Source organism: Streptomyces sp. 63XJN7_1_ISO-PGPR-S23-121 (assembly GCF_056173025.1).
This window is the reverse complement of record NZ_CM149653.1, coordinates 2,344,430-2,370,592: the sequence shown is the minus strand read 5'-3', so window position 1 is coordinate 2,370,592 and position 26,163 is coordinate 2,344,430. Positions and strand designations below refer to the sequence as shown.

The window sequence follows — 26,163 nt, the reverse complement described above, 5'->3', positions numbered from 1 at the left end:
GCGGGGTTCGTGCGGCTGCGGGTGCGTGGCCGCACTGCGGGTCTGTCGTGGCTGGTCGTGCGGCTGCGGGTGCGTCGTGGCTGGTCGCGCAGTTCCCCGCGCCCCCCGGGGGGGCTGGTGCGGGCGCCTGGAAGAGGTCACCCGGGTTCCGGTGCCCCTGCGTCGCCCGGGCCCGGTGCTCCTACGGGGCCGGTGCGGGCTTCCGGGGAGGCTGTGGGTGGTGGGACCGGTGGGCTTTCCGGGAGCTTTGTATTCTGTGTTCACCGCCTTGTTATTTCCCTCACCTCCTCGCCCTCCCGTTATTCATTGCCCCGATGCCTAATATTGGCCCGGACACGACACGCGGAGGGGAGCGGTCACCGTGGAACGGGACTTCACGGAGCCTGCCGGGTGCCGCTCCGACCTGGTCATCGGCCGGGAGGCACCCTTCGGCGCGGCCCGTGAGCAGCTCGCCCGAGGGGGCAGTGTGCTCCTGCACGGCCCCGCCGGAATTGGAAAGTCGACCGTGCTGCGGACACTGGCCGCCGAATATGGCCGCTCCGCACGCACCGTCTTGCGCTGCTCGGCCACGGAGTCCGAATCCCATCTTCCCTTCCTGGCCCTCGCCGACCTCCTCGGCCCGGTACTGGACGAGGTGTCCGGCGCCCTGCCCGCCGCGCAGCGCACCGCGCTGGAGTCGGCCCTCACCGGCCGCGGCGAGTCCACGCTCCAGCGCGACGGGCTCGCGCTGCGCCTGGCCGTGCTGTCGGCGCTGCGCGCCCTCGCGGCCGAGGGCCCCGTCCTGATCGTCGCCGACGACCTGCAGTGGCTGGACCCGGCCAGCACCGAACTGCTCGGCTTCGCCGCCCGCCGCCTGGGCGACACCCCGGTGCGTCTGCTGTGCGCGGTGCGGACCGACGGGCAGGAGTACGGCCAGGAGTACGACCGTCATCTGCGGGCCTCCCCGCCGGACACCCTCGCGGTACGCCTCGAACCGCTGACCCGCGCCCAGGTGTCGGCGCTGCTCGACCGGCGCGGCTACTCCGGCCTGCCCCGTTCCACGGTCCGCGACATCCACCGCACCAGCGGCGGCAACCCGCTGTTCGCGCTGGAACTGGGCCGCGCCCTGGCCGAGAGCCCCACCCCGCCCCGGCCGGGCGAGCCGCTGCCGGTGCCGACCTCGCTGCGCGCGCTGGTGCTCAGCCGCCTGGACATGCTGTCGGACGAGGCCCGCCGCACCCTGCTGGTGGCCAGCGCGGGTGCCCGGCCCACCCCGGCCCTGCTGCACGCGGCCGGCCGGGCCGACGCCGAGGCCGAGACCGCGCAGGCGGCCGAGCTGGGCCTGCTGGCGACCGACCCGGAGGGTCCGACCGTACGGTTCGCGCATCCGCTGATCTCGGCCGCGCTGTACGCCGAGGCGCCGGCGCCGGACCGGCGGGCCGCGCACGCCGCGCTGTCCACGGCGGCGTCCGACCCGATCGAGCGCGCCCGGCACCTGGCCCTGGCGACGACCGGTACCGACCCGGAGGTGGCCGCGCGGCTGGCGGAGGCCGCCGCGCTGGCCCGGGACCGCGGCGCGCCGTCGGTGGCCGCCTCGCTGGGGCTGCTGGCGGCCCGGCACACCCCGCCGGACGGGGAGCCGGGGCCGGACGAACGGCGGCTCCAGGCCGCCGAGGACGCGATCACCGCGGGCGAGGTGGACCTCGCCCGGGACGTCGCCCGCGAGGTGCTGACCCGGGCCACCGCGCCGGGCGAGCGCGTGCGGGCCTGGATGGTGGTCATCGAGGCGGCCGGGCAGGCCATCGGCGACGTCGACGTCGTCTTCCCGCAGGCCCTCGCCGACGCGGGCGACGACCCGCGGCTGCTGGCCCTGGTCCACTACCAGCTCGCCTGGCGCGGTCTGGTGGTGCAGGGCGACTTCGCGCAGGGCCGGGAGGAGGCGGCGCACGCGGCCCGGCTGGCGGCGCGGGCCGGGGACCGGAGCACCGAGTTGCTCGCGCTCGCGTTCCAGGCCCAGGCCGAGACCCTGATGGGGCATCCGGACGCCCCCACGACCATCGAGCGGGCGCGGCAGGAGCCGCAGGACCCGAGGGTGGCGTGCCACCACAACGGGGCGGGCTCGACCCGGTTCCGCTGGCTGGTGATGAGCGACCGGCTGACCGAGGCGCGGACCACCGTCACCGGGCTGCTGCGCGAGGTGCGGCGGCGCGGCATGGCCGAGAGCGAGCTGCACTACCTGCGCTTCCTCTCCGAGACCGAACTGCACGCCGGGCACTGCGGCCGGTCCCTGGAGCTGGCCCGGGAGAGCCTGACGCTGGCGCGGGACGCGGGCATCGGCGAGGCCGCCGGGGCGATGCAGGCGGCGCTCGCGGAGGCCGCGGGCGGGGACGTGGAGCGTGCGCTGACGCTGGCCCGGGAGGCGGTGCGGCGGGCCGAGGAGGACGGCGACGCCGTGTACCTCTCGCGCGCGCTGGCCGTGCTCGGCCACGCCCGGCTGGTGGCGGGCGACGCCCCGGCGGCCGTCGACGCGCTGCGCCGGGTACGGGAGCTGGAAGCCGGTGCGGGCATCACCGACCCGGCGCGGGGCCGGTGGCAGGGCGATCTCGCGGAGGCGCTGGTCCGGACCGGGCAGCCGGCCGAGGCGCAGGAGGTCATCGAGGTCACGCGGGCGCACGCGCTGCGGCTGGGCCGCGGGAGCGTCCTGGCCGTGCTGGACCGGGCGGAGGCCCGGCTGCGGGCGGCGCGGGGCGAACACCGTTCGGCCGTCGCGCGGTTGGTGTCGGCTCGGGACCGGCTCGGCGAGCTCGGCTTCGGACTGGAGGAGGCACGGGCGGCGTTCGCGCTGGCGGAGCTGCGGGCGGACGGGCCGGGGCCGGCGTCGTACGACGAGGCGGCGCGGCTCTTCCGGCGCTGCCGGGCGCTGCCCTGGCTGCGGCAGGTGGAGGCGGCCGTCGCGGCGCGGGCGGCCGCGGCCGAACCGGCACCCGCGCGGCCCGCCGCCGCCCCCGACTGCCTGGCGGGTCTGGCCGCGATGGAGCGTCAGGTTGCGTCGCTCGTCATGGAGGGGGCCACCAACCGGGAGATCGCCGCCCGCCTGTTCGTCAGCGTCAAGACGGTGGAGGCGACGCTCACCCGGGTCTACCGCAAGCTCGGGATCCGGTCCCGGGTCGACATCGTCAGGCTGGCGGCGGGCCGGAAGTCCTAGCCGCCCGGCCGTCGGAGGCCGGCCGGGGCAGGCTCAGGCGCGGGCGGCGTCCGAGCGGAGGAAGCCGAGGGTCAGCGCCACCACCCGGTCGGGGAACTGGTCGTGCGGGTAGTGCCCGGCGCCCTCGATCATCTCGAGCCGGCCGAGGCCGGGCGGCAGGGCGTCGACGATCGCCGAGCCCTCGGCGTGCGGGTCGGCCCAGTCGGGGTCGAGCGTGCCCATCACGACCAGGACCGGGCACCGGACGTCGGCGAGCCGCGCCCCCGCGTCGACCGGGGCGCTGCGGCCCATGGCCTGCATGGCCTTCATCCGGCCCGGTTCGCGCAGCGAGGCGTCGAAACGGCCGAGGCGCTCGGTCCAGTCGGCCGGCTTGACGCCGGGGTAGGCCTCCTCGAGGTACGAGCGCCAGAGCGGCAGGCTGCCGAGCGCACCCGCGCCGAGCAGCCGCAGCATGCCCCGCCTGAAGCGCCGCACCCGCAGGTCGCCGAGGCGGATCGACTGCTTGCGGGTGAACGGCGCGAGCTCGACGACGGCGGTGATCAGTGAGGGCTCCTGTGCGGCGGCGATGGTGGCGGCGCCGCCGGAGACCGAGTGGCCGACGACGACGGCCGGCCCGCCCAGGTGGCGGATCACGGCGAGCAGGTCGCCGGCGATGTCGGTGCGGCTCCAGGCCGGCCAGTCGGTGCTGGACTCGCCGCAGCCGCGCAGGTCGACCGCGGCGACCCGGTGGCCCGCCGCCACCAGGGCGGGCATCACGGCACGGTAGGCGGCACGGCTGTCGCCCACGCCGTGGGCGAGGACGATCAGGGGTCCGGTCCCCGCCACCTCGTATGCGAGCGTGCCGCCGTCGACGGCAAGGTACTCGGTCATGACATCCCCCGGTTCCCGAATGGCTAACATTGTTAGCTTGAAGCTAACGCCGTTAGCCGGTTGCTGTCAAGCGGAACCCGTCCGCCCCGCGGCACGTCCGTGGAGGCGACGGGTGCCGAGGCCGGGACGGCGCGTTTGACGGGGACTCACCGAGGGTTATCCCTGCCCGACTCCCCTAGGGGCTTCCCTCATTGGGCGGCCGGTGCCGCCGGTCTTAGCGTGAGGGCGTGCCGCTCGCCCGGGCATACGGGGGTCTGTCCCGAGACCCCCGTGCTCCCCCCACGCCCGTGCGACCCCCCACCGGCAACCTGAGGAGACTCATGTTCGAGCTCACTCGCGCAAGATCGGTCACCGCCGCCCTGGCCACCGCAGCCGCCGCCGCGACCGCGCTGCTGACCGCCCCCGCCGCCGGCGCCGCACCGCAGCCGATCGTCGGCGGCACCACCACCACGACCGCCGCGTACCCGTTCGTCATGCAGATCACCGACGCCTCCCAGGACCAGTTCTGCGGCGGCACCCTCGTCTCCCCCACCAAGGTGGTCACGGCCGCCCACTGCATGACCGGCGAGACCACCCGCAGCGTGCGCGTCGTCGGCGGGCGCACCTACCTCAACGGCACCAACGGCACGGTCTCCCGGGTCAGCCGGATCTGGGTGAACCCGGGCTACACCGACGCCACCGACGGCGACGACGTGGCCGTGCTGACCCTGTCGACGCCGATGCCGTACACACCGGCGACGTACGTCTCCTCCTCGGACACCTCCGTCTACGCGGCCGGCACCGGCGCCCGCGTCCTCGGCTGGGGGACGACCCGGGAGAACGGCGGCTCCTCCAACCAGCTGCGGACCGCGACCGTGCCGGTCGTGTCCGACAGCGGCTGCCGCACCTCCTACGGCTCCGACTTCGTCGCGAGCGACATGGTCTGCGCCGGATACACCTCCGGCGGCGTGGACACCTGCCAGGGCGACAGCGGCGGTCCCCTCCTCGTGAGGGGCGTCCTGGCAGGGATAACTTCCTGGGGCGAGGGCTGCGCCCGAGCCGGTTACCCGGGGGTCTACACCCGGCTGACCACCTTCTCGGACCTGGTGACCGCGCAGGTCACCTCGTAGCCCCGCCCCAGCAGGACTCCTGAGGATCCCTCAGGTGCAGGACCGGGGGGCGTTGCGAGCCACCACGAGCGGCCCGCAGCGCCCCCTCTCCATGCCCGCCGGACGGCGCCCCCCGGTCAGCCGCGCACGGTCCCGAACCGGATGTCGTGACCCTCCCCGGGGTGCATGACCGCCAGCATCCGCGCCCCCTCCTCCAGGACCTCGTCCCGCCGGGTCGCCGTGAGCCGGTCGAACGCCTCGACGACGAGGGCGCCGTCCTCGAGCTTCCACAGTCCGGCCACGAAGCCGTCGACAAGCAGGGTGCGGTACGCCATGTTCCCCCGCCAGGTACGGCCCTTGTGCTCCGGCGGGACCACGCGGGAGCGGTCGGCGTGGGAGAGGAGCAGGTTGTCGAACTCGGGCAGGAAGCGCGGCGGGGCCGGGGTGTCCGGGCCGGGGCGCGGCGCGTCGGGCAGGTCGAACAGCTCGGTGCCGTCCGGGTCCCGGAAGGTGACGAGCCGGGGACGGAGCCGCTCGAAGACGTCCCGCAGCCGGGTCAGACCGGCCCACACCTGCATGTCCTTCACGGACGCCGGGCCGAAGGCTGCGAGGTAGCGCAGCACGGTGTCGTCCGGGGCCGGCACCGGACGTGCGGGGCGCCCGAGCCAGTGCTCGGCGGTGGTGAGCGTGACCTGGCCGCTGCGGCCCCACAGTCCGCGCGGGGTCACCTGCACGAGCGGCAGCCGGCAGCGCGCCGCGACGGACAGGGCCTGCGGGTCGGCGTCGGGCCACTCGGCGAGCAGCGCCTGCCGCAGCTGCCCCATGGTGCGCGGTTCGGCCTCCACCAGCTCGCGTGCGACGACGGCGAGCCGGTCCAGGTCGACTCCCGCCAGCCCCTTGCTGAAGGTCCGCAGCTCGCGGTCCCGGGCCGCCTGCACCAGGGGACGCAGGGTCAGGGCGTCGTCGGCGGTGTGGGTGTGGATGGTCGAGCGCAGGGTGACGATGCGGACGACCCGGCGGTCGGCCATCGGCGCGGCCAGGTCCCCGGGACGAAAGCCGTCCAGGCGGGCGGCGAGCGCGTAGTACGGGGGCTTCACGTTCTGGGCCTGGAGGCCGACGAGGTGCGCGACCGCGTCCTCGGCGGACATCGGCGCGCGGCGCAGCAGGAGCTGCCGGGCGAGCGTCGCGCGGTTGAGCGCGCGGATGCCGAGCACGGGGGCCGTCGTGGATGCCTTGGACGTCATGCCCGCACCGTAGCGCTCCAGGCGGTCAGTATCTGTCCTAGATGCCGGAGAGAAGGGGGCGAACGGGGGACCCGGCGGTTGTCCTCCGGCCGGCCGGGCACCCGGGGCCACTGTGCAGGGACTGGACGGACACGACGGACGCGACGGACACGGCGCACGCGAGGGCCCCGGGGGCCGGGGCGGGCCGGGACGGGTGCTGGTGACCGGGTGGTTCAGCTTCCTGGACGGGGAGGCGACCGCCGGGGACGTCCTGGCGCTGCACCGGGTCGAGGAGGTGCTGCGGGACGCGGGACTCCCTCACGACGTCGTATGGAGCCCCGGGTTCCGGGCGGACGCGCGGCACTTCGCCGACGTGGACCCGGCGGCCTACGCCCATCTGGTGTTCGTGTGCGGGCCGGCGCACGGGCCGCAGGTCGAGGAACTGCACCGGCGGTTCGCGCACTGCGTGCGGATCGCGGTCGGCGTCTCCGTCGTGGACCCCGGCTCCCCGGCCGTCACCGGCTTCCACCGCGTCCTCGCCCGGGACGCCGCCGGCCGCGAGCCGACCCTCGACCTCGCGGCCCGCGCCCCCGCCCTGCCCGCCCGTCCCGTCGTCGGGGTGGTGCTCACGCACGGGCAGCACGAGTACGGGCCCCAGCGGCGGCACGGCCAGGTCGCCGCGGGCGTGACCCGCTGGCTGTCGGGACGTGACTGCGCGCGCCTGGAACTGGAGACCCGGCTGGACGCGCACGACTGGCGGCTGTGCGGCACGCCGGCCCAGCTGGAGGCCGTTCTGTCCCGGCTCGACCTGGTCGTCACCGACCGGCTGCACGGGCTGGTGCTGGCGCTGCGGGCCGGGACGCCGGCGCTCGCGGTGGATCCGGTCGCGGGCGGCGCGAAGGTGACGGCGCAGGCCCGGGCCTGCGGCTGGCCCGCTCTGGTGGCCGCCGAACGGCTGGGGGCAGACGTGCTGGACCGCTGGTGGCAGTGGTGCCTCACCGACGGGCGGGAGGCCGCGCGGCGGATCGGCGCCGGATTCCGGGCGGACACGCGACCGGACGGCGCCGACGGTCTCGTGGCGGCACTGGGGGTGCGGCCGGACGGTTGACCCCGACGCCGAGGGGCACCCGGTGACGGTCGGTCCGCGCCCAGGAGGAATCATCGTGACCATCGGCCGGCTCCCCGATCACGAACAGCGCATACTCGACGAGGTCGAACGGACCCTGCGCCGCGACCGCCGGCTCGACCGGCGGCTGCGCACCCTGCGGCTGCGCCGCGGTCCCGACCTCACGCGCCTGGCGTCCTACCGTCCGCGCACCCTGACGGTCTTCCTGCTGCTCGCCCTCTCCGTGACCCTCATGGTGACCGGCGTCGTCACCTCCGAACCCGCCGTGATCTGGGCGTTCGCCGCCGTGTGGCCGCTCGCGCTGTTCGCGGTGCTCAGGCGGCTGTTCCGGTGTTCGCCCGGCTGACGCCGGCGTCCGGGCTTCCCGTACGGCGCCGCACGCGCACCCGGCCTCCCGTCGCCTCGGCGGGGGGGCCGGGTGCGCGTGGTCCTCAGCCCGTGTAACTGCGCGCCGTCGACGCGCGCTGGGCCGGCTCCAGGGCGCGCAGGCGCGCCTCCACCTCGGCGGGCAGCACCCGGCGTTCGCGCAGGACCCACGGCAGGGCGGCCGCCGCCTCGGCGAAGGCCCGCAGGGACGCGGTGTCGCGCGGGACGGTCCGGGCCAGGTGCAGGGTGCGGCGCAGGGCGTGTCCGGCCGGGCGGCGCAGCCAGGTGAACCACAGGGTGTTGCGGATGCCGTGCGCCCGCCGGAGCGTCGAGTCCCGCACCTCGGACGGACGGTGATGGATCGTCAGGTCGTCGTCGTACGTCAGCCACCAGCCGTCGGCGGCCAGGTCGGCGGCGAGGAGCTCCTCCTCGCCGCCCAGCCACAGCCGGGGGTGGAAGCCGCCCGCGGCGCGGAAGGCGTCGGTGCGCAGGACGGTCGCCGCGGCCAGGAAGGAGCCGAGTGCCGGTCCCGGGAGCCAGTCCGGGCGGGGCACGGGCGAGTCGCGCAGCTCCCTGACGATCGGGTCCTCGGTGCCGTCCGGCTCGACGACGATGCGGGCGGTGACCGAGCCGACCGCGGGGTACCGGTCGAGCAGGTCGGCGGCCCCGGACAGCGAGCCCGGCGCCCACCAGGAGTCGTCGTCGCAGAAGGCCACGTAGGGGGTGCGGACCCGGCCGACGGCGAGGTTGCGTCCGACGGCGCCGAGGTTGCGGCCGGGGCGCAGCAGCCGTACCTCGGGGTGATGGCGGACGACGGCGGCGGCCGTGCCGTCGGTGGAGGCGTTGTCGGTGACGATCACCGGCGGCTTCTCCGGCAGTTCGGCGAGGCGGTCCAGGGTGTGCAGGAGTTCGGGACACCGGTTGTGGGTGATGACGACGACGGTCGTGCGGGGGTCCGTCATGAGGTCGCTCCGTCGAGGAGGCGGGCCCCCCGTTCCACGTGCGGGGGCAGGGGTCTGCGGGCGCGCAGTGCGGAGGGCAGGCGGCTGAGCGTCTCGCGCAGCGCCCGGCGGGCGTGCGGGTCGCGGCGGGCCTCGGCGGCGAGGGCACGGGTGCGGGCCAGGGCGTGCGGCAGAGGCCGGCGCAGCCAGGCGGTGAGGACCTCGTTGCGCCGGACGACGACGGGGCGGCCGGTGCGCGGGCCGGGGTCCGGATGGTGGTGGGCGACCACCTCGGGGCAGTGCGTGACGCCCCAGCCGCGGGCGGCGAGGTCGTAGGCGAGGAGGGTCTCCTCTGCGCCGAAGAACAGCAGGGGGTGGTAGCCGCCCGCGTCGAGATAGGCCTCGCGGCGGGCGACGGCGGCGCAGCCGAGGAAGCCGAGCACCTGGGTGCCGGGCAGGTCGGCGGCCCGGCCGAGCGGGGAGCCGGCGAGCACGTCGTTGAGCGGGTCGGGGTCCTCGGCGGGGCCGACGAGGGTGCGGGCGGAGAGCAGGCCGAGCCGCGGATGCTCGTCGAACAGGCGGGCCGCCGTGCCGAGGGCGCCGGGCGCCCACCAGGAGTCGTCGTCGCTGAACGCCACGTACGGCGTGTCGAGCGCGCGGACGGCGTGGGTGCGGGCGAGGGCGCCGCGGTTGAGGGGCAGCGCGAGGACGCGGACCCGCGGGAAGTCGCGGGCGAGCATCGCGCGGGTGTCGTCGGTGGAGGCGTTGTCGGCGACCAGCACCTCGGGCCGCTCGGGGAGCGCGAGCAGGTGGCGCAGGGTGACGGCGAGGCTCGCGGAGCGGTTGCGGGTGGCGATGACGACGCCGACGGGAGCGTGCCTCGCGGGGTCGGTGTGCGGCCGTTCCCGGGTGCCCGTGGCGGCCCGGCCGGCGTCCCGCTGCGCCGTACGGTCCGCGTCCCGGTCCGCGTCCCGGTCCGCGCCGTGGCCGGCGCCGTCGTCCGGCGCGTGGCCGGTGCCGCGGTGGGTGCCGTGGTTCATGGTGCCTCGCAGAGGGGGTCCAGGGCGTCGAGCGCCTCGAGGACTTCGTCGGTGCCGATCCGCAGCAGCGCGGGATCGGTCTCGTGGCCGTGCGGGTCGCCGTCCGGGCCGGGGTGCCACAGGGCGCGGTGGCGGAAGTGGTCCGGCGGACCCCAGCGGCTGGGCGGGACGGGGCCGAAGAGCGTGACGGAGGGTACGGCGTGGGCGACGGCGAGGTGGGCCACGCCGGTGTCGCCGCTGACCACGGCGCGGGCGGCGGCCACCAGGGCGGAGAGCCGGTCGAGGGGCAGGCCGCCGGCGAAGACGTCCGCGTCGGGCAGGTCGGCCAGCTTGGCGAGGCGGGCCACGAGGTCGCCCTCGTCGGCTCCTCCGGTGACCACGACCCGACGGCCGCGGGCCCGCAGCGCCTCGGCGACGGCGGCGTACCGCTCGACGGGCCAGCACCGGGCGGGGGCGCCGGCGCCGGGGTGCAGGACGGTCGCGCCGGGCGCCGGTGAAGGGGTGTGCGGGCGGGGCAGGAGCAGGTCGGCGGGGTCGGCGTCGATGCCGTAGGCCGTCAGGAGCCGGCACCAGCGGTCTCGTTCGTGTTCGTCCGGGTACCAGGGCGGGCCCTCGACCTCCGGGGTGCCGGGGTGGGCGAACGCCAGCAGTTCCCGTGGGCGCAGGCTCATCAGCAGCCGGTGGCTGGGAGGTCCGTTGCCGTGCAGGTCGACGGCGACGTCGGGGGGCGGGCCGGTCCAGTCGAGGGTGCGCGGCACGGCCCGGCCGGGCTCGGCGGCGGGCAGCACCCGGTCCACGGCGCCGGTCGCCGCGGCGACGGGCGCCAGCTCGGCGGGGGTGGCCAGCACCAGCTCGTGACCGGGGTACGCCCGGCGCAGGGCGCGCAGCGCGGGGACACCGGCGAGGAGATCCCCGAGCCCGAGGGCCCGCAGGACCAGGACCCTCGGCCGCCTCCGCGTCCCGCCGCCGAACGCGTCCGGCGCGGTGGGCGCCGGGTGAACGGGGTCACCGGTCACCGGTCCCCCGGCGGACGGCGGGGCCGGGGAGCGGGGTGCGGTGGGGCCGCTCACCGGACTCCCTCCGCGGCGCGGGCCATCAGGGCCGTGGAGGAGCGGCCGTCCAGGTACGGCAGCAGGACCGCCTGGCCTCCCCACTCCTGGAGCAGGGCCGCCTCGGGGAGGTCGGCGCCCGCGTAGTCGCCGCCCTTGACCCAGACGTCGGGGCGCAGGTCGCCCAGGAGGCGTTCCGGGGTGTCCTCGTCGAACACGGCGACCGCGTCGACGCAGGCGAGGGCGCGCAGGACGCGGACGCGGTCGGCGAGGGGGTTCACGGGGCGGCCGTCGCCCTTGCGGCGCCGTACCGAGGCGTCGGAGTTGACGCACACCACCAGGCAGTCGCCGAGTCGCCGCGCGGCCTGGAGCAGGCCGACGTGTCCGGCGTGCAGCAGGTCGAAGCAGCCGCCCGCGGCGACGACGGTGCCGTGCCGGGCGCGCACGCGTGCGGCCAGGGTGTGCGGGTCGCCGGTGTCGGAACCGGGGGCCGGTGCCGGGCCGGAGCCGGCGGGCGGCAGGGCGCCTGCGCCGCCCGCGGCGACGAACTCCGTCGCGGCGCCCACCGCGCCCTCGACGGCCTCCCCCACCAGCGCGCCGTCGGCGAGCAGCCCGGCGGCGGTCGCGGCGAACCGGTCGCCGGCGCCGCAGGAGTCCCCGTGGTGGGAGGCCGGGGCGGGGACGAGCAGCGGGTGCTCCCCGTAGGACAGCAGGGCGCCGCGCGAACCGAGGGTCACCGTCACCGCGGCCACCCGCCAGTCGCGCACCAGCGCGGCGGCGTGGTGCGCGGCGGCGCGCAGGCCACCGCCGGCCGCGCCGTCCGGGGAGGCGAAGCCGTGCGCCTCCTTCTCGGCCGGCGTCACCAGGCGGGTGCCGGGCACCGGGACGTCCCCGTGCGGGTGCGGGTCCCAGACCAGGGGCGGGCGGGCGGACAGGACGTCCCGCAGGGCGTCCGCCGTGCCGCGGCCGTAGTCGGAGACCAGGACGGCCCGGGCGGACCGCAGCACGGACCGGGCCCCGTCGGTGGCCTCGCGGGCCCGGCCGCCGCCGCGGTCGAGGCGGACGACGGGGCGGTCCTGGGCGAGGACGCGGGTCTTCTCGGGCAGCGTGCCGGCCAGCGGAAGGGCGACCAGCGTCAGCCACGGGGCGAGCAGTCCGCGCAGGATCCGGCTCGCGGGGTCGTCGCCGAGCCCCGTGACCAGCGTGACGTCGCGGCCGTCGCGGGCGGCGAGGTAGGCGGCGAGCGCGGCACCGCCGGGCCGTACCCGTTCGGCGCACCCGGACACGACCGGTACGGGCGCGTCGGGTGCCAGCCGGTCGGCCGAACCCGTCAGGTCGCGGTCCAGCAGGGCGTCGCCGACCACCACCAGCGGGGCCCGGCCGGCCGTGCGGCGGGTCACCTCCGTGTCCTCTTGCCGCGCACGCCCCGTTCCAGGGCCGCGTCGAAGGCCGCGCAGATCATGTGCACGGCGACCAGGTGGATCTCCTGGACGGTGGCCGTGGCGGGGGCGTCCACGCACAGCGACTCGTCGCTGCCCGCCATGAGCGGGTTCGGGGCGCAGCCGGTGAGGGCCCAGACCCGGACGCCGGCGGCGCGGGCCGCGTCGGCGGCGGAGAGCAGGTTGGCGCTGGCACCGCTGGTGGACAGCAGCATCAGGACGTCACCCGCGCGGCCGTGGGCGCGCACCTGGCGGGCGAACACCTCGTCGACGCCGTAGTCGTTGGCGATCGCGGTGGTGCTGGAGGTGTCGGCGTGCAGGGCGATCGCGGAGAACGGCGGCCGGTCGTCGCGGTAGCGGCCGACGAGTTCCGCGGTGAGGTGCTGGGCCTGGGCGGCGCTGCCGCCGTTGCCGGCGGCGAGCAGTCGCCCGCCGCCGGACAGGACGGCGGCGAGCCGCTCGCCCCAGCGTTCGGTGACGTGCGCGGAGGCACGGAACGCGGCCAGCGCCGACTCGAGTTCGTCGCAGTGGCCGACGACGGGCGGGTGGACGGTCATCACGCGACCTCCTTCGACAGGGCGTGGTCGGCGAGCGTCAGGCGGTAGACCTGTTCGGCGCCGTCGGCGACGCGCCGCCACGTGTAGTGCCTGAGGACGCGTTCGCGGCCGGCCGCGCCGTACCGGCGGCGCAGTTCCTCGTCCGCGAGGAGCTCGCAGACGGCCTCGGCGATCGCGTCCGGGTCCTGCGGGGCGACGAGGCGGCCGGTGACGCCGTCGGCGACGGAGTCGCGGTGGCCGCCGACGTCGGTGGCGAGGACGGGCACACCGCAGGCCATGGCCTCCAGCGGGACGATGCCGAAGGGCTCGTAGACCGGGGTGCACAGCACCAGGTCGGCGCTGCCGATGAGGGCGGGCATGTCGCGCGGGTCGACCGCGCCGAGCAGCCGGACCCGGTCGGCGACGCCGGCGCGGCGGGCGAGCGCGGTCAGCCGCTGGGCCTCGGGATCGGCCTCCACGGCGTCGGGCGGCGGGCCGCCCGCGATGAGGAGTTCGGTGTCGGGGACGTCGGCGAGCGCCTGGATCGCCTGGTCGTAGCCCTTGCGGGGGACGAGGCGGCCGCAGGCCAGCAGGCGGTGCCGCTGCCGTCGGGCGGGGGTGCGGCCGGAGGCGGCGCCGGGACGGAACTGCTCGGCGTCGACACCGCAGGGCACGACGGACACCTGCCGGGGCGGGATGCCCATGTCGCCGAGTTCGACGACCTCGTCGGTGCAGGTGGCCAGCACCCGTTCGCAGGTGCGGCCGATCTGCCGCTCGATGCCGATGCGTTCGTACGGGCTGGTGTCCCGCATGCCCTGGTGGCGCCGCTTGACGGTGCCGAGGGCGTGGAAGGTCTGCACGAGGGGTATGCCGTGCGGGCCGGTGCCGGCCTGGGAGGCCAGGCCGGACATCCAGAAGTGGGCGTGGACCACGTCGGGCCGCTCCCGGCTCCACGCGCGCGCCAGATGGGCACCGAAGGCCGGCATGTGCGGGAACAGGTCGTCCTTGGGGACGACCTCGGCCGGCCCGGCCGGCACGTGCTCGACGGTGCCGCCGCCGGGCAGCGGCACCCGGTCGGGCAGGTCCAGCGAGTCACGGCGGGTGTAGACCGTGACGTCGTGGCCGCGCCTGGCCAACTCCTCGGTGAGACGGGCCACGTAGACGTTCTGTCCACCGGCGTCGACGCCGCCGAGCGCGGCCAGCGGACTCGCGTGCTCGGACACCATGGCGATCCTCATCGGGTCACCTCCTTCAGCAGCCGCTCCCAGTCGTCCAGGAAGCGGGACAGCCCGTAGCGGGACAGGGCCGCCGCACGGGCACCCTCGCCGACCGTCCGCGCGTGCGGCGGGTCGGCGACGAAGTGGCGTACGGCGTCGGTCAGTACGTCGATGCGGTTGGAGACGATTCCGGCGCCCGGGGGCACGGCCTCGGTCACCTCGGTGGTGGCGAGCGCGACCACGGGCATGCCCAGGTGCATGGCCTCCAGCAGGGACAGGCCGAGGGAGGTCCAGCGGACGGGGTGGACGTAGACGCGCCGGCGGGCGAGCTCGGTGTGCAGCTCGCTCTGGACGACGTCCCGGGTGCGGCAGCGCGCGGGGTCGACGCCGAGGTGCTCGGCGAGTCCCCGGGTGCGCATGCCGAACACGTCGAGCGGGGCGGCGCGGGAGAACGCGGGCAGGAGGTCGGTGCCGGTCGTGCGGCCGCGCCGGATCGGCTCGTTGACGACGACGGCCGCCCGGTCCAGCTCGCCGGTCCAGCGGTGGCCGGGGTCGACGATGCCGTGCTCGATGACGGTGGCGGGGGCCGGCCCGGAGTCCCACATCAGCTGGTTGAAGTGGGTGACGTGGACGAGGGTGGCGCCGGGGATGCCGGCGGCGGGGTGGCGGGTGTCGGGCACGTCGCCGTCGGGGGCGTTGTGCTCGAGGTAGACCAGGGGCGGACGGCAGCCCAGCCACCGGTCGACCAGGTCGAGTTCGTGGGGGCGCTGGAGGATCACCAGGTCGATGTCCTCGTCCCGCAGCTTCTCCGGTGGGACCTCGATCACCGACTCGGGCCAGTCCCAGGTGCGGGCGCGGCCGCGGCCGTCGGGTCCGCGGTCGGGGGTGACCGGGACGAGGTAGGTGTGCGGGCCCCGCACGAAGGCCGTGGTCCACGACCCGTGCACGTGCCAGATGAGGATCCTCATGCCTCCCCCAGGAGTTTCTCGACGGCGGCGGCCACGTCGGTGGCGGTGACGGTGTTCAGGCAGGGGTGGCCTGGGACGGGGCAGTCCCGGGCCCTGCTGTCGGCACAGGGCGCGTCCTGGTCGCCGAGCAGGACGTAGGGGACGCCGTACGGCCGCCAGCGCTCGGCCGGTACGACCGGCGCGAACAGGGACACCACGGGGGTGCCGACGGCGGCGGCGAGGTGGGCGGGCGCGGTGTTGCCGGTGACGACGGCACCGGCGCCCGCGAGGACGGCGGCCAGTTCCGGCGCCTCGGTGCGTCCGCCGAGGTCGGTGCCGTGGGCGCCCGCGACGTGGGCGGTGAGGTCGCGCTCGTCGGGGCCGCCGGTGACCAGCACGCGGTGCCCGGCGGCGGCCAGTTCGCGCACGGCCTCGGCGCTGCGATCGGGGCTCCAGGCGCGGGCGGGGACGCTGGCGCCGGGGTGCAGGACCACGTACGGCCCGGGTCCGGTGAGGTCGTCGGCGGGGGGTGGCGGGTGCACCCGCAGCCGCCCGTCGTCGGGCCGCGGGAACCCGGCCGCCTCGGCGAGGTCGAGGGCGGCCTCGGCCTCGTGGGCGTGGGGGGCACGCCGGTGGCGCAGGTCGAGCAGGGAGCCGGGGTAGTCCTCGCTGTCCGCCGCGATGTGCCGGACACCGGCCAGGCGCAGGACCAGGGCGGTGGGCAGCGGGGACTGGTGGAAGGAGGTGAGGATCAGCGCGGTGTCGGCGTCGATCCGGTCCACGAGGGCGTCGATGTCGTCCCGGCTGACGCCGGGCGGCTCGAATCCGCCCCACGGGGCGTCCCACACCAGGACCTCGTCCACGCCGGGCAGCAGGCGCGCGGCGGGGGCGCCGCGCGGTCCGCACAGCAGGGTGACGTGGTCGGCGCGGGCGGCGACGGCCCGTACGGCGGGACCGGCGAGCAGTACGTCGCCGAAGCTGTCGAGCCGGGTGACCAGTGCCTTCATCGCGGCCTCCCACGGGTGTCGACGCCGGCGGCGCGCGACGCGGCGGTGCGGCGGGCGGAGGTGTGCCCACCGGTGCCGGGGCCGGTGTCCGTGCCGGTGCCGGTGCCTGCCGCCGCGGGACCGGCGGGGTCCGCCGCGGTGGGACCCGCGGTGCCGGCGCCCGTGTCGAACGCCGCCCCGACGTGCCGTTCGTCCACCAGGATCCGGCCCTTCGGCAGGCCGGTGACCAGCGCGCGTACGGCGGTCAGGACGTCGGGGGCGACATGGCGCGCGGCGGCCGTCTCCTCGGGGCGGGTCCGTTCGTTCGGGACGAGGACGCCGTGGGCTCCCGCCCGCTCCGCGGCCTGGACGTCGGCGCCGATGTCGCCGACGACCACGCAGTCGGCGGGCGCGGCGCGGAGGCGTCCGGCCGCCCACAGGACGAGGCCCGGCCGCGGTTTGCGGCAGCGGCAGCCGTCGTCGGGGCCGTGCGGGCAGACCGCCCAGACGTCGAAGGGGCCGATCAGCTCGTCGACCCGCCGGTTGACGCGGCGGACGTCGGTGTCGCTGATCAGGCCGCGGGCGACGCCGGACTGGTTGGTGACGACGCCGGCCCCGATGCCGTGCGCGCGCAGCAGCGCGACAGCCTCGCGGGCGCCGTCGACGGGCCGGACCCGTTCGGGGTCGCCGTTGTACGGGACGTCGTGGACGAGGGTGCCGTCGCGGTCGAAGAGCACCGCCTTCACGGGGCTCATGCCGCCACCTCCCGCCAGGCACGGGCACCGCGGTGCCGCCACAGGCCGCTCAGCCGGTGCCAGGTCGCGGCGGGCGGGATGAGGGCGCTGGTGACCAGCATGGTCGTCACCTCGTGGCGGGTGCGCGGTCCGGGGGCGATGCGGGCCCAGGCGAACTCGGCGGTGCCCGTGGCCCAGCCGAGCCCAGAGAGCGCGGCGGCCCGGGGGCGTCCGGCGGCCGCGAGGAGGAGGGCGGCGGCACCGGCGGCGGTGATCGCGGCGTGGCGGCGGATCCGTCCCCGGGGGGCGACCGCCTTGGACCACCAGTCGGGGCCGTGCAGGCGCCGCATCAGGGCGTCGTCGGCGTTGCCGCGCTGCTGGCCGAGGGACACCCAGCGGGAGGCGGGCCGCACCGGGTGGCGGGTGGTGCGGCGGCCCCGCCGGATGCGCCAGCCGGCGTCGAGGACGCGCAGCGCGAGGTCGGCGTCCTCGCGGAAGGCACGCGGGAAGCGTTCGTCGAAGCCGCGGACCTCCTTGAGCACGTCGGTGCGGTAGGCCATGTCGGCGGTGATCCAGCGGGCCCGGGCGAGCCCGGCGGTGCCTCGCTCCCAGTCGGTGGGGCGGCGTTCGCCGGGCAGGGGGACGGCGATGACGCCCTGGACGGCGCCGGTGTCGGGGGCGGCCTCGGCGAGGTCCTCGACCAGCTGGTCGCACCAGTGCGGGCCGACCTGGACGTCGTCGTCGAGGAAGGCGGTCCACGGCGAGGTGACCGCGCGGATGCCGGTGTTGCGGGCGGCGGCGGGGCCCCGGCCCCCGCTGCGCAGCACGACGGTGCGTTCCCGCAGGTCGCCGAGGACGCTCAGGGCGTGCTCCAGCGCCGCCGGGTCGGCGTCGGGTTCGGGCCGGTCGTCGACGAGGACGATCTCGTCGGGGCGGGGCCCGTGCGCCGCGGCCAGCGCGGCCAGGCAGTCGCTCAGCGTGTCGCGGGCGAGCGTGGGGACGACGACGGCGTAGCCGGTCAGGGGCGTGCCGGTCATGCGAAGACCTTCCCCCGGCGCACCGCGAACGGGCCGATGGCGAGCAGGTCCACGGGTGCGGAACCGAAGCACTCCAGCGCGTCGCGCGGGTCGTCGACCATGGGCCGTCCGGCGGTGTTGAGGCTGGTGTTGACGACGACGGGCAGCCCGGTGCGCCTCTCGAAGGAGGCCAGCATGCGCGCCACGAGCGGCTCGCGGCGCTCCTCGACGGTCTGGATGCGGGCGGTGCCGTCGACGTGCACGACGGCCGGGATCCGGTCGCGCCACGCGGGTGCGACGTCGTGCACGAAGAGCATGTACGGGCTGGGGACCGGCCCCGTGAAGAGCTCGGCGGCGCGGTCGGCCAGGACCATCGGCGCGACGGGACGGAACTCCTCGCGGCCCTTGACGTGGTTGAGCCGCTCCAGGTTCTCCGCGCGGCCCGGGTGGGCGAGCAGCGAGCGGTGGCCGAGGGCGCGCGGACCGAACTCGCTGCGGCCCTGGAACCAGGCGACGACACCGTCGCGGGCCAGTTCCCCGGCGACCGTCTCGGCGATGTCGTCCGGTTCCTCGTAGGGGATCGCGGCGGTCTCCAGCCAGGCGCGGATCTCCTCGTCGCTCCAGCCGCGGCCGAGGTCGGCGCCGGGCATCGGCTCGGGCGCGGTGCCCTCCTGAGCGGCGGCCACGTGCAGGGCCCCGCCGAGGGCCGTGCCGGCGTCGCCGGCGGCGGGCTGCACCCACACGTGCCGGTAGGGGCCGCGGGCCGCGATCGCCGAGTTGGCGACGCAGTTGAGGGCGACGCCGCCCGCCATGGTCAGGGCCTCTCCCCCGGCCTCGCGGTGCAGCCAGTGGACGAGGTCGAGGAGCAGTTCCTCCAGCACGGCCTGCGTACTGGCGGCGAGGTCGGCGTGGGCCCTCGTCCAGTCCTCGCCCCGGGCGCGGGCCGGGGCGAGGGCCGCCCAGTCGACGCCGTGGGCTCGGAAGCCGCCGTCGCCGGTGGCGTGGACGTGCTCCCGCAGCCGGTCGAGGTGGCGGGGGGTGCCGTAGGAGGCGAGGGCCATCACCTTGTACTCGTCGCTGCTGCGCAGGAAGCCGAGGTGCTCGGTCAGTTCCTCGTAGACCAGGCCCAGCGAGTGCGGCAGCGCCTGGGTGGCGAGGGTGTCGAGCTTGCCGTCGCGGTAGCGGCCGGCCAGGTGGGAGGCGGACTCGCCGCGCCCGTCGAGGACGAGGACGTCGTTGTCGGGGTGCGGTGAGGCCGGTCCGGCGGAGGCGGCGTGCGCCACGTGGTGCGGGACGAAGACGACCCGGTCGGGGTCGAGCCCGGGCAGCGCGTCGGCGAGGAACTCGGGGGCGCGGCGGGCGTACTCGAGCCGCAGCGGGTCCCAGGGGTCGTCCAGGCCCATGTCGCGGGCGGGCCGGGCGAGCCGCGGGTCGAAGGAGTACGCGACGGCGTCCAGTTCCCCGGGCCGCACCCCGGCGTGCTCCAGGCACCACCGCGCCGACAGCTCCGGCACCTCCCAGGCGGAGAAGGGCACCGGGCGCTTGCCGTGCTTGCGGCGGCTGAAGCGCTCTTCCTCGGCGGCCGCAACGGTCCGGCCGTCGACGACGAGAGCGGCGGCCGGGTCGTGGAACAGGGCGTTGATACCAAGGATGCGCATGGGGTGTGCTCCGTCCCGGGTTACTGCTGGGGTCTGTCTGGCGTCGCGGGTGCCGCGGGACAGCTGCCTCAAACACTTAGAGACAACTCAATTCCCGATATGAACGGACATTTCACGCACGGTGACGATGTCGGCCCACGCCCGGCCCGCACGCGGCCCGCGCCCGCTCGACGCCCGGTCCGCGCCCGGTCCTGGCCTGATCCGGACGACAGGCCTCAGGCGGCGACGGAGTGCGCGAACCAGCCGATGGTGCGCTCCAGCCCCTCGCTCCAGCCGACCCGCGGCCGCCAGCCCAGCCGCTCCCGGGCGAGGGTGGTGTCGGGCCTGCGCCGGCCGGGGTCGTCGACGGGGCGTTCGACGAAGCGGATGCGGGAGCCGGACCCGGTGAGTCCGATGACGTGCCGGGCCAGCTCCAGCATCGTGATCTCGTCGGAGCCGCCGATGTTCATGGGGCCGCTCTCCCCGGACGCGGCGAGGGCGAGGACGCCGGCGACGGTGTCGTCGACGTAGCACAGGGAGCGCGTCTGGCCGCCGTCCCCGGCGACCGTGAGGGGCATGCCGTCCAGCGCCTGCGCGATGAAGGTCGGCACGGCGCGGCCGTCGCCGGTGCGCATGCGGGGGCCGTACGTGTTGAAGATGCGGACGATGGCGGTGTCGGTACCGTGCACCTGGCGGTGGGCGGTGACCAGGGCCTCGGCGAAGCGCTTGGACTCGTCGTAGACACTGCGCGGTCCGACGGGGTTGACGTTGCCCCAGTAGCTCTCGCGCTGGGGGTGTTCGAGCGGGTCGCCGTAGACCTCGGAGGTCGAGGCGAGCAGGAAGCGGGCGCCGTCGGCGCGGGCCCGCTCCAGGGCGTTGCGGGTGCCGGTACTGCCGACGTCGAGGGTCTCCAGGGGCAGCCGGAGGTAGTCGGCGGGCGAGGCGGGGCAGGCGAAGTGCAGCACGAGGTCGAAGCGGCCGGGCAGCCCGCGTAGGGCCGCCGGGTCGGTCGCGTCGGCCCGGACGAAGCGGAAGCCGCGGCGCCGCTCCAGGTCGGCCACGTTGCCGCGGGAGCCGGTGGCCAGGTTGTCGAGGCAGACGACGTCGGCGCCGGCGTCCAGCAGCCGGCCGCACAGGTGGGATCCCACGAATCCGGCGCCGCCGGTCACCAGGGTCCGGCGCCAGGCGCGTCCGCTCACGGGGCTCTCGCTCACGGGTCTCTCCTCACTCTCGCCGACACGTACGTGTCGGCTGAGTAACCCGGACAAACCGCCCACTACCTCGAACAAACAGGCGAGAGGGCACTATAAACCGCGTATATACACGCTGTGTATAGTCCTCGCATGCCTTCGCTGACCAGGAAGATGACAAAAACGGGGACCAGGTTGCGCGGAGCCGCGATTCTCGCGGCGGCCGCCTCGCTGACACTGGCACTGTCCGGCTGCACGAAGCTCGAGACGGCATCCCCCAGCTCCGTCCGGGGCGCGGCCGGGGCCCAGGCACGGGCGGCCGCATTCGGCACCGTCGACTGCCGCCGGGCCAAGTGCATAGCGCTGACCTTCGACGCCGGGCCGAGCGAGAACTCCGCCCGGCTGCTCGACATACTCAAGGAGAAGCAGGTCCCGGCGACCTTCTTCCTGCTCGGCAAGCGGCACATCGACACGTATCCGGAGCTGGTGCGGCGCATGGCCGCCGAGGGGCACGAGGTGGCCAGCCACACCTGGACCCACCGCATACTCACGGACGCCGATCCGGACGAGATACGCGACGAGCTGGAGCGCCCCAACAAGGAGATAGAGCGCCTGACCGGCCGGCGCCCCACGCTGATGCGCCCGCCGCAGGGCCGCACGGACGACACCGTGCACGACATCTGCCGCGAGCTGGGCCTGGCGGAGGTGCTGTGGAGCGTGACGGCCAAGGACTACACGACGGACGACTCCGACCTGATCACCGAGCGGGTCCTGGACCAGTCGTCCCGGGACGGCATCATCCTGCTGCACGACATCTACGACGGCACCGTGCCCGCCGTGCCGGGCATCATCGACGCGCTCAAGGCGCGGGGCTACGTCTTCGTGACGGTGCCGCAGCTGCTGGCGCCGGGGAAGGCCGAGCCGGGCCGGGTCTACCGCTAGGGGGTGTCTGACAAATGAGCGCGGGAGAAGGAGCGGCGTCCGGTGCGTGCGATCGCAAGGCGCCGGAGCGCCCTCGTGGCGGAGCCACGTGGGCGGTTCGGCAACGCGGCGAGCGTGCGTACCGGGCGTCGCGACGCCGCGGGCATTTGTCAGACACCCCCTAGTCTTTTGAGTCAGGAATTCTGTTCAGATAGTTGGCGAGGCGTTCGAGGATCTCGTCTGCGGTCTTCGTCCAGACGTAGGGCTTGGGATCGGTGTTCCATGCGGCGATCCAGGTCCGGATGTCCTTCTCAAGCGCCTGAACGCTTCTGTGGACGCCTCGTCGTATCTGCTTGTTGGTCAGCTCGGCGAACCACCGCTCGACCAGGTTGAGCCAGGACGAGCCGGTGGGTGTGAAGTGCAGGTGGAAGCGGGGGTGGGCCAGCAGCCAGGTCTTGATGGCTGGGGTCTTGTGGGTGGCGTAGTTGTCCAGCACCAGGTGGACGTCCAGGTCCGCCGGTATCTCCCGGTCGAGTTTGATCAGGAACTTCTTGAACTCCTCGGCACGGTGTCGGCGGTGCAGGGAGCCGATCACCTTACCCGTGGCGACCTCCAGGGCGGCGAACAGGGTGGTGGTGCCGGCGCGCACGTAGTCGTGGGTGATCCGCTGCGGGACGCCGGGCATCATCGGCAGCACCGGCTGGGACCGGTCCAGGGCCTGGATCTGTGACTTCTCGTCGACACAGAACACCAGAGCGCGTTCGGGCGGGTCCAGATAGAGGCCGACGACGTCGTGGACCTTGTCGATGAAGTACGGGTCCGTGGACAGCTTGAACGTCTCGGTGCGGTGCGGCTGCAGGCCGAAAGCCCGCCAGATCCGCGACACGGTCGACTGCGACAGGCCCATCTCCGTGGCCATGGCCCGCGTCGACCAGTGCGTGGCGTTCTTCGGCGTCGACTCCAGCGTCCGCTTCACCACCGCCGCGACCTGCTCGTCGGTGACCGTCCTCGGGCCGCCCGGGCGCGGCATGTCACCCAGTCCGGCGATCCGGTGCTCGACGAACCGCTTCCGCCAGCGGCCCACCGCATGCGGTGTCGAACCGAGTTGGGCGGCCACGTCCTTGTTCGACGCGCCGGTCGCGCAGGCCAGGATGATCCGGCACCGCAAAGCCCACGCCTGCGGAGTGGAGCGGCGCCGCACCCATACCTCCAGCGCAGCCCGCTCCTCATCCGTCAGGACCAACTCGGCCTTCGGCCGCCCAGTACGTGCCACCAGGCAACCCTACACATCTGGATAGAATTCCTGACTCAGAAGACTAGGGGGCGTCCGGGTCAGGTCGCGGGAAACCGGCGGTTCCTGGTCGGCGCCGGTGAGCGGGGTCCGCGGCACGATCCGGACGACACCCTCTGGGGCTCGGGCGACTCCGGTGCTTACGATCGTCGCGTGGCCGTCTTCTCGCTCGAACGCACCGCGCCGCTCTCCCCCGAGGAGGCTTGGCGCCGGCTCACCGCGTGGCACCGGCACGGCGACGCGGTGCCGCTGACCCGCGTCACCGTGCCCACTCCCCCGCCCACCGGGGTGGGCACGGTGGTCGTCGCCCGGTCGGGGATCGGCCCGTTCGCCTTCGACGACGCGATGGAGGTGACCGCCTGGCAGCCCCCGCGGGACGGCGGGCCCGGCCGGTGCCGGCTGGAGAAACGGGGCCGGCTGGTCAGGGGCTGGGCGGAGATCGAGGTCCGGCCGGGCCCCGGCGGCCGGGCCCGCGTCGTCTGGCGCGAGGAGCTGCGCGTCCGGCTGCTGCCGTCCCCCTTCGACGGGGTGCTGGGCCGGTCGGGGCGGTACATGTTCGGACGGGCGGTGAACCGGCTGCTCAGGCAGCCGTGACGGGGTGTGCGCCGGCCCGTCCGGCCGGGACCGGGGCGTCGTGGTGGATCGGGGTGTGGGCGCCGGCCAGCGGTGCGCCGCTGCCGCCGCGCCGGGCGGCGACGATCTCCGCCGCGATCGACAGGGCCGTCTCCTCGGGCGTGCGGGCGCCGAGGTCCAGGCCGATCGGGGACCTGAGGCCGGCCAGCTCCCGGTCCGTGACGCCGGCCTCGCGCAGGCGCTTCTCGCGGTCCAGGTGGGTGCGGCGCGAGCCCATCGCCCCGACGTAGGCGACCGGCAGGCGCAGGGCCAGTTCGAGGAGCGGTACGTCGAACTTGGCGTCGTGGGTCAGGACGCACAGCACGGTGCGGGTGTCGGTCTCCGTGCGTCGCAGGTACTCGTGGGGCCACTCGACGACGATCTCGTCCGCGTCCGGGAAGCGGGCCCGCGTCGCGAAGACGGGGCGGGCGTCGCACACCGTCACGTGGTAGCCGAGGAACTTGCCGGCGCGGGCCAGGGCCGAGGCGAAGTCGATCGCACCGAAGACGATCATGCGGGGTGGCGGGACGGAGGTCTCGATCAGCACCGTCAGCGGAGCTCCGCAGCGCGATCCCTCCTCGTCCAGCTCCAGCGTGCCCGTGCGGCCGGCGTCCAGGAAGGCGCCCGCCTCGGCGGCCACCGTGCGGTCCAGCTCGGGGTGCGCGCCGAAGCCGCCGGTGCGGGAGCCGTCCGGGCGGACGGCCAGGGCGCGGCCCGTCAGGTGCGCCGGGCCCTTCACGATCCGCGCCAGCGCCGCCGCCTGCCCCCGCGCGGCGGAGGCGAGGGCGGCGGCTGCGGCCGGCCGGGCGGGGTCGTCCGCCCGTACCGGTGTCACCAGGACGTCGATGACTCCGCCGCAGGTCAGGCCCACGGCGAAGGCGTCCTCGTCGCTGAAGCCGAAGCGCTGCAGGACGGCCCGGCCGTCCTCCAGCGCCTGCCGGCACAGCTCGTACACGGCCCCCTCCACGCAGCCGCCCGAGACCGAGCCGATCACCGTCCCCCCGGCGTCCACCGCGAGGGCGGCGCCGGGCGGACGGGGGGCACTGCCGCCGACGGCCACGACGGTGGCCACGGCGACGTCGCGCCCCTGCCCGACCCACCGGTGCAGCTCTTCGGCGATGTCCAGCATGGTCGGTCTCCTTGCCCGCGGTGATACGGAAGGGGTTCCCCCGGGACCGGCTAGTGCACGCCCATCCAGCTCTCGATGGGATTGAGGGCGAAGTAGACGACGAAGATCACCGTCAGGGCCCACATGAACACGCCGATCTCCCGGGCCCTGCCCTGCGCGGCCTTGATGGCGACGTAGGAGATGACACCGGCGGCGACACCCGCCGTGATGGAGTACGTGAACGGCATCAGGACGACGGTCAGGAAGACCGGGATCGCGGTGCCCCGGTCGGCCCAGTCCACGTGCCGGGCGTTCATCATCATCATCGCGCCGATGACGACCAGCGCGGCCGAGGCCACCTCCTGCGGGACGATCGCGGTGATCGGCGTGAAGAAGAGGCAGGCCGCGAAGAACGCGCCGGTGACGACCGAGGCGAGACCGGTGCGGGCACCTTCCCCGACGCCGGTCGCGGACTCGACGAAGACGGTCTGGCCGCTGCCGCCCGCCACGCCGCCGATGGCACCGCCGGCACCGTCGATGAACAGCGCCTTCGACAGACCCGGCATGCGGCCCTTGTCGTCGGCGAGCCCGGCCTCGGTGCCGACGCCGATGATGGTGGCCATCGCGTCGAAGAACCCGGCCAGCACCAGCGTGAAGACGATCATGCCGACGGTCATCGCGCCCACCTCGCCCCAGCCCCCGAACTCCAGGCCGCCGAAGAGCGAGAAGTCGGGCATGGAGACCGCGCTGCCGTGCAGTTCGGGGGCCCCGTTGGCCCACTGCCCGGGGTCGATGACCCCGGTGGCGTTCAGGATCGCCGCCACGACCGTGCCGGTGACGATGCCGATCAGGATGGCCCCGGGCATGTTGCGCGCCTGGAGCATGAAGATCAGGAGCAGGGTGCACGCGAACAGCAGGACGGGCCAGCCCGCGAGCTCACCGGCGGGACCGAGGGTGAGCGGGGTGGCCTCGCCCTTGTGCACGAACCCGCCCTTCACCAGGCCGATGATGGCGATGAACAGGCCGATGCCCATGGTGATGCCGTGCTTGAGGGCGAGCGGGATCGCGTTCATAGTCATCTCGCGCAGTCCGGTGACCACGAGCAGCATGATCACCACGCCGTACATCACACACATGCCCATGGCCTGCGGCCAGGTCATCTGGGGGGCCACCTGCCCCGCGATCACGCCGGACACCGAGAGCCCGGCGGCCAGGGCGAGCGGCACCCTGCCGACGAAGCCCATGAGGAGCGTGGTGACCGCCGCGGCGAGCGCCGTCGCGGTGATCAGGGCCTTCTGGCCCAGGGTGTCCCCCGCGGCGTCCTTGCCGGACAGGATCACGGGGTTGAGCAGGACGATGTAGGCCATCGCCATGAAGGTGGTGATGCCGCCGCGCACCTCGCGCGCCACCGTGGAGCCGCGGTGGGTTATGTGGAAGTAGCGGTCGAGCCAGGACCGGCCGGCGGGGACGCGGGAGCCCTGGCCCGCGTCCTCGGCTGTGGTCCTGGGCTCGACTGACTGCTGGGTCATGGGGTCGTCTCCCGAGATTCAAAGGGGCACCCGCGTCGACCGCCGTGGCGGCCGCGGGATGTGGGACGTGCACGACCCGGGGGACGGCCCGAGACGAACGCATGGGTGTGGTG

Annotated in this window: 23 protein-coding genes; 6 read left to right on the top strand and 17 right to left on the bottom strand. The window is 75.3% G+C overall.

Annotation, left to right across the window (positions count from 1 at the left end; translation table 11 throughout):
- The first annotated feature begins 361 nt into the window (after positions 1–361).
- The gene (locus AC0VYN_RS10475) at positions 362–3,184 is read left to right on the top strand and encodes a helix-turn-helix transcriptional regulator (protein WP_475535746.1); all 2,823 of its coding nucleotides are present in this window, start codon (positions 362–364) and stop codon (positions 3,182–3,184) included.
- Between the two features lie 33 nt (positions 3,185–3,217).
- Here the strand turns inward: AC0VYN_RS10475 and AC0VYN_RS10470 are convergent, their stop codons facing one another.
- Entirely contained in the window at positions 3,218–4,054 is an 837-nt protein-coding gene (locus AC0VYN_RS10470; protein WP_475535745.1) for an alpha/beta fold hydrolase, read from the bottom strand.
- Positions 4,055–4,374: 320 nt separating this feature from the next.
- On the opposite strand from AC0VYN_RS10470, the gene AC0VYN_RS10465 reads away from it, so the two are divergent.
- Positions 4,375–5,163, top strand: coding sequence for a S1 family peptidase (locus AC0VYN_RS10465; protein ID WP_475535744.1), 789 nt, complete (start codon positions 4,375–4,377; stop codon positions 5,161–5,163).
- Between the two features lie 116 nt (positions 5,164–5,279).
- On the opposite strand, the gene AC0VYN_RS10460 is transcribed toward AC0VYN_RS10465, so the two are convergent.
- The gene (locus AC0VYN_RS10460) at positions 5,280–6,386 is read right to left on the bottom strand and encodes a winged helix DNA-binding domain-containing protein (RefSeq protein WP_475535743.1); all 1,107 of its coding nucleotides are present in this window, start codon (positions 6,384–6,386) and stop codon (positions 5,280–5,282) included.
- Positions 6,387–6,585: 199 nt separating this feature from the next.
- Between AC0VYN_RS10460 and AC0VYN_RS10455 the strand changes: the two genes are divergently transcribed.
- Both AC0VYN_RS10455 and AC0VYN_RS10450 read left to right on the top strand, forming a co-directional pair.
- A complete protein-coding gene (locus tag AC0VYN_RS10455; protein WP_475535742.1) occupies positions 6,586–7,473 on the top strand; it encodes a polysaccharide pyruvyl transferase family protein in 888 nt (295 codons plus the stop codon).
- Between the two features lie 55 nt (positions 7,474–7,528).
- Entirely contained in the window at positions 7,529–7,837 is a 309-nt protein-coding gene (locus AC0VYN_RS10450) for a DUF3040 domain-containing protein (protein WP_475535741.1), read from the top strand.
- Positions 7,838–7,922: 85 nt separating this feature from the next.
- Here the strand turns inward: AC0VYN_RS10450 and AC0VYN_RS10445 are convergent, their stop codons facing one another.
- From AC0VYN_RS10445 to AC0VYN_RS10390, 12 genes are all read right to left on the bottom strand, one after another.
- Positions 7,923–8,819: a glycosyltransferase family 2 protein gene (locus AC0VYN_RS10445; RefSeq protein ID WP_475535740.1), complete on the bottom strand. Its 897-nt coding sequence runs from the start codon at positions 8,817–8,819 to the stop codon at positions 7,923–7,925.
- Positions 8,816–9,838, bottom strand: coding sequence for a glycosyltransferase family 2 protein (locus tag AC0VYN_RS10440; RefSeq protein WP_475535739.1), 1,023 nt, complete (start codon positions 9,836–9,838; stop codon positions 8,816–8,818). The genes AC0VYN_RS10445 and AC0VYN_RS10440 overlap by 4 nt, the downstream gene beginning before the upstream one ends.
- Positions 9,835–10,776: a glycosyltransferase family 9 protein gene (locus AC0VYN_RS10435; protein WP_475536849.1), complete on the bottom strand. Its 942-nt coding sequence runs from the start codon at positions 10,774–10,776 to the stop codon at positions 9,835–9,837. The genes AC0VYN_RS10440 and AC0VYN_RS10435 overlap by 4 nt, the downstream gene beginning before the upstream one ends.
- A 128-nt stretch (positions 10,777–10,904) precedes the next feature.
- The gene (rfaE2, locus tag AC0VYN_RS10430) at positions 10,905–12,287 is read right to left on the bottom strand and encodes a D-glycero-beta-D-manno-heptose 1-phosphate adenylyltransferase (RefSeq protein WP_475535738.1); all 1,383 of its coding nucleotides are present in this window, start codon (positions 12,285–12,287) and stop codon (positions 10,905–10,907) included.
- On the bottom strand, positions 12,284–12,883 hold the full coding sequence (locus AC0VYN_RS10425; protein WP_451687509.1) for a D-sedoheptulose-7-phosphate isomerase: 600 nt from the start codon (positions 12,881–12,883) through the stop codon (positions 12,284–12,286). The genes rfaE2 and AC0VYN_RS10425 overlap by 4 nt, the downstream gene beginning before the upstream one ends.
- The gene (locus AC0VYN_RS10420) at positions 12,883–14,100 is read right to left on the bottom strand and encodes a glycosyltransferase (protein WP_475535737.1); all 1,218 of its coding nucleotides are present in this window, start codon (positions 14,098–14,100) and stop codon (positions 12,883–12,885) included. Before AC0VYN_RS10420 ends, AC0VYN_RS10425 begins: the two co-directional genes overlap by 1 nt.
- Entirely contained in the window at positions 14,097–15,047 is a 951-nt protein-coding gene (locus tag AC0VYN_RS10415; RefSeq protein ID WP_475535736.1) for a glycosyltransferase, read from the bottom strand. Before AC0VYN_RS10415 ends, AC0VYN_RS10420 begins: the two co-directional genes overlap by 4 nt.
- Positions 15,044–16,033 (bottom strand): glycosyltransferase family 9 protein, encoded by a 990-nt coding sequence (locus tag AC0VYN_RS10410; protein WP_475535735.1) that lies wholly within the window; start codon positions 16,031–16,033, stop codon positions 15,044–15,046. The genes AC0VYN_RS10415 and AC0VYN_RS10410 overlap by 4 nt, the downstream gene beginning before the upstream one ends.
- A complete protein-coding gene (locus AC0VYN_RS10405) occupies positions 16,030–16,767 on the bottom strand; it encodes a D-glycero-alpha-D-manno-heptose-1,7-bisphosphate 7-phosphatase (protein ID WP_475535734.1) in 738 nt (245 codons plus the stop codon). Before AC0VYN_RS10405 ends, AC0VYN_RS10410 begins: the two co-directional genes overlap by 4 nt.
- Positions 16,764–17,783 carry a glycosyltransferase gene (locus tag AC0VYN_RS10400; RefSeq protein ID WP_475535733.1) on the bottom strand — a complete coding sequence of 340 codons (1,020 nt, stop codon included), beginning with the start codon at positions 17,781–17,783 and terminating at the stop codon, positions 16,764–16,766. The genes AC0VYN_RS10405 and AC0VYN_RS10400 overlap by 4 nt, the downstream gene beginning before the upstream one ends.
- The gene (locus AC0VYN_RS10395) at positions 17,780–19,420 is read right to left on the bottom strand and encodes a carbamoyltransferase family protein (RefSeq protein WP_475535732.1); all 1,641 of its coding nucleotides are present in this window, start codon (positions 19,418–19,420) and stop codon (positions 17,780–17,782) included. The genes AC0VYN_RS10400 and AC0VYN_RS10395 overlap by 4 nt, the downstream gene beginning before the upstream one ends.
- Positions 19,421–19,635: 215 nt before the next feature.
- Positions 19,636–20,598, bottom strand: a complete 963-nt coding sequence (locus AC0VYN_RS10390; RefSeq protein WP_475536848.1) for an NAD-dependent epimerase/dehydratase family protein — start codon at positions 20,596–20,598, stop codon at positions 19,636–19,638.
- A 144-nt stretch (positions 20,599–20,742) separates the two neighbouring features.
- Here AC0VYN_RS10390 and AC0VYN_RS10385 point away from each other — a divergent pair, with 144 nt between their 5' ends.
- On the top strand, positions 20,743–21,531 hold the full coding sequence (locus tag AC0VYN_RS10385) for a polysaccharide deacetylase family protein (protein WP_475535731.1): 789 nt from the start codon (positions 20,743–20,745) through the stop codon (positions 21,529–21,531).
- Between the two features lie 160 nt (positions 21,532–21,691).
- Here AC0VYN_RS10385 and AC0VYN_RS10380 read toward each other — a convergent pair whose 3' ends face one another.
- Positions 21,692–22,783: an IS630 family transposase gene (locus AC0VYN_RS10380; RefSeq protein ID WP_475535730.1), complete on the bottom strand. Its 1,092-nt coding sequence runs from the start codon at positions 22,781–22,783 to the stop codon at positions 21,692–21,694.
- A 171-nt stretch (positions 22,784–22,954) separates the two neighbouring features.
- Between AC0VYN_RS10380 and AC0VYN_RS10375 the strand changes: the two genes are divergently transcribed.
- A complete protein-coding gene (locus tag AC0VYN_RS10375; RefSeq protein ID WP_475535729.1) occupies positions 22,955–23,395 on the top strand; it encodes an SRPBCC family protein in 441 nt (146 codons plus the stop codon).
- On the opposite strand, the gene AC0VYN_RS10370 is transcribed toward AC0VYN_RS10375, so the two are convergent.
- A complete protein-coding gene (locus AC0VYN_RS10370) occupies positions 23,382–24,542 on the bottom strand; it encodes an XdhC family protein (RefSeq protein WP_475535728.1) in 1,161 nt (386 codons plus the stop codon). The genes AC0VYN_RS10375 and AC0VYN_RS10370 overlap by 14 nt on opposite strands.
- A gap of 50 nt (positions 24,543–24,592) precedes the next feature.
- Positions 24,593–26,050 carry an NCS2 family permease gene (locus AC0VYN_RS10365; RefSeq protein WP_475535727.1) on the bottom strand — a complete coding sequence of 486 codons (1,458 nt, stop codon included), beginning with the start codon at positions 26,048–26,050 and terminating at the stop codon, positions 24,593–24,595.
- Positions 26,051–26,163: the final 113 nt, after the last annotated feature.

Bases quoted from the DNA above. Each gene is read 5' to 3' on its own strand.
- AC0VYN_RS10425 (WP_451687509.1), bottom strand. From the start codon at position 12,883: ATGACCGTCCACCCGCCCGTCGTCGGCCACTGCGACGAACTCGAGTCG.
- AC0VYN_RS10465 (WP_475535744.1), top strand. From the start codon at position 4,375: ATGTTCGAGCTCACTCGCGCAAGATCGGTCACCGCCGCCCTGGCCACC.
- AC0VYN_RS10410 (WP_475535735.1), bottom strand. From the start codon at position 16,033: ATGAAGGCACTGGTCACCCGGCTCGACAGCTTCGGCGACGTACTGCTC.
- AC0VYN_RS10405 (WP_475535734.1), bottom strand. From the start codon at position 16,767: ATGAGCCCCGTGAAGGCGGTGCTCTTCGACCGCGACGGCACCCTCGTC.
- AC0VYN_RS10370 (WP_475535728.1), bottom strand. From the start codon at position 24,542: ATGCTGGACATCGCCGAAGAGCTGCACCGGTGGGTCGGGCAGGGGCGC.
- AC0VYN_RS10400 (WP_475535733.1), bottom strand. From the start codon at position 17,783: ATGACCGGCACGCCCCTGACCGGCTACGCCGTCGTCGTCCCCACGCTC.
- AC0VYN_RS10385 (WP_475535731.1), top strand. From the start codon at position 20,743: ATGCCTTCGCTGACCAGGAAGATGACAAAAACGGGGACCAGGTTGCGC.
- AC0VYN_RS10460 (WP_475535743.1), bottom strand. From the start codon at position 6,386: ATGACGTCCAAGGCATCCACGACGGCCCCCGTGCTCGGCATCCGCGCG.
- AC0VYN_RS10470 (WP_475535745.1), bottom strand. From the start codon at position 4,054: ATGACCGAGTACCTTGCCGTCGACGGCGGCACGCTCGCATACGAGGTG.
- AC0VYN_RS10445 (WP_475535740.1), bottom strand. From the start codon at position 8,819: ATGACGGACCCCCGCACGACCGTCGTCGTCATCACCCACAACCGGTGT.
- AC0VYN_RS10420 (WP_475535737.1), bottom strand. From the start codon at position 14,100: ATGAGGATCGCCATGGTGTCCGAGCACGCGAGTCCGCTGGCCGCGCTC.
- AC0VYN_RS10440 (WP_475535739.1), bottom strand. From the start codon at position 9,838: ATGAACCACGGCACCCACCGCGGCACCGGCCACGCGCCGGACGACGGC.
- AC0VYN_RS10365 (WP_475535727.1), bottom strand. From the start codon at position 26,050: ATGACCCAGCAGTCAGTCGAGCCCAGGACCACAGCCGAGGACGCGGGC.
- AC0VYN_RS10415 (WP_475535736.1), bottom strand. From the start codon at position 15,047: ATGAGGATCCTCATCTGGCACGTGCACGGGTCGTGGACCACGGCCTTC.
- AC0VYN_RS10395 (WP_475535732.1), bottom strand. From the start codon at position 19,420: ATGCGCATCCTTGGTATCAACGCCCTGTTCCACGACCCGGCCGCCGCT.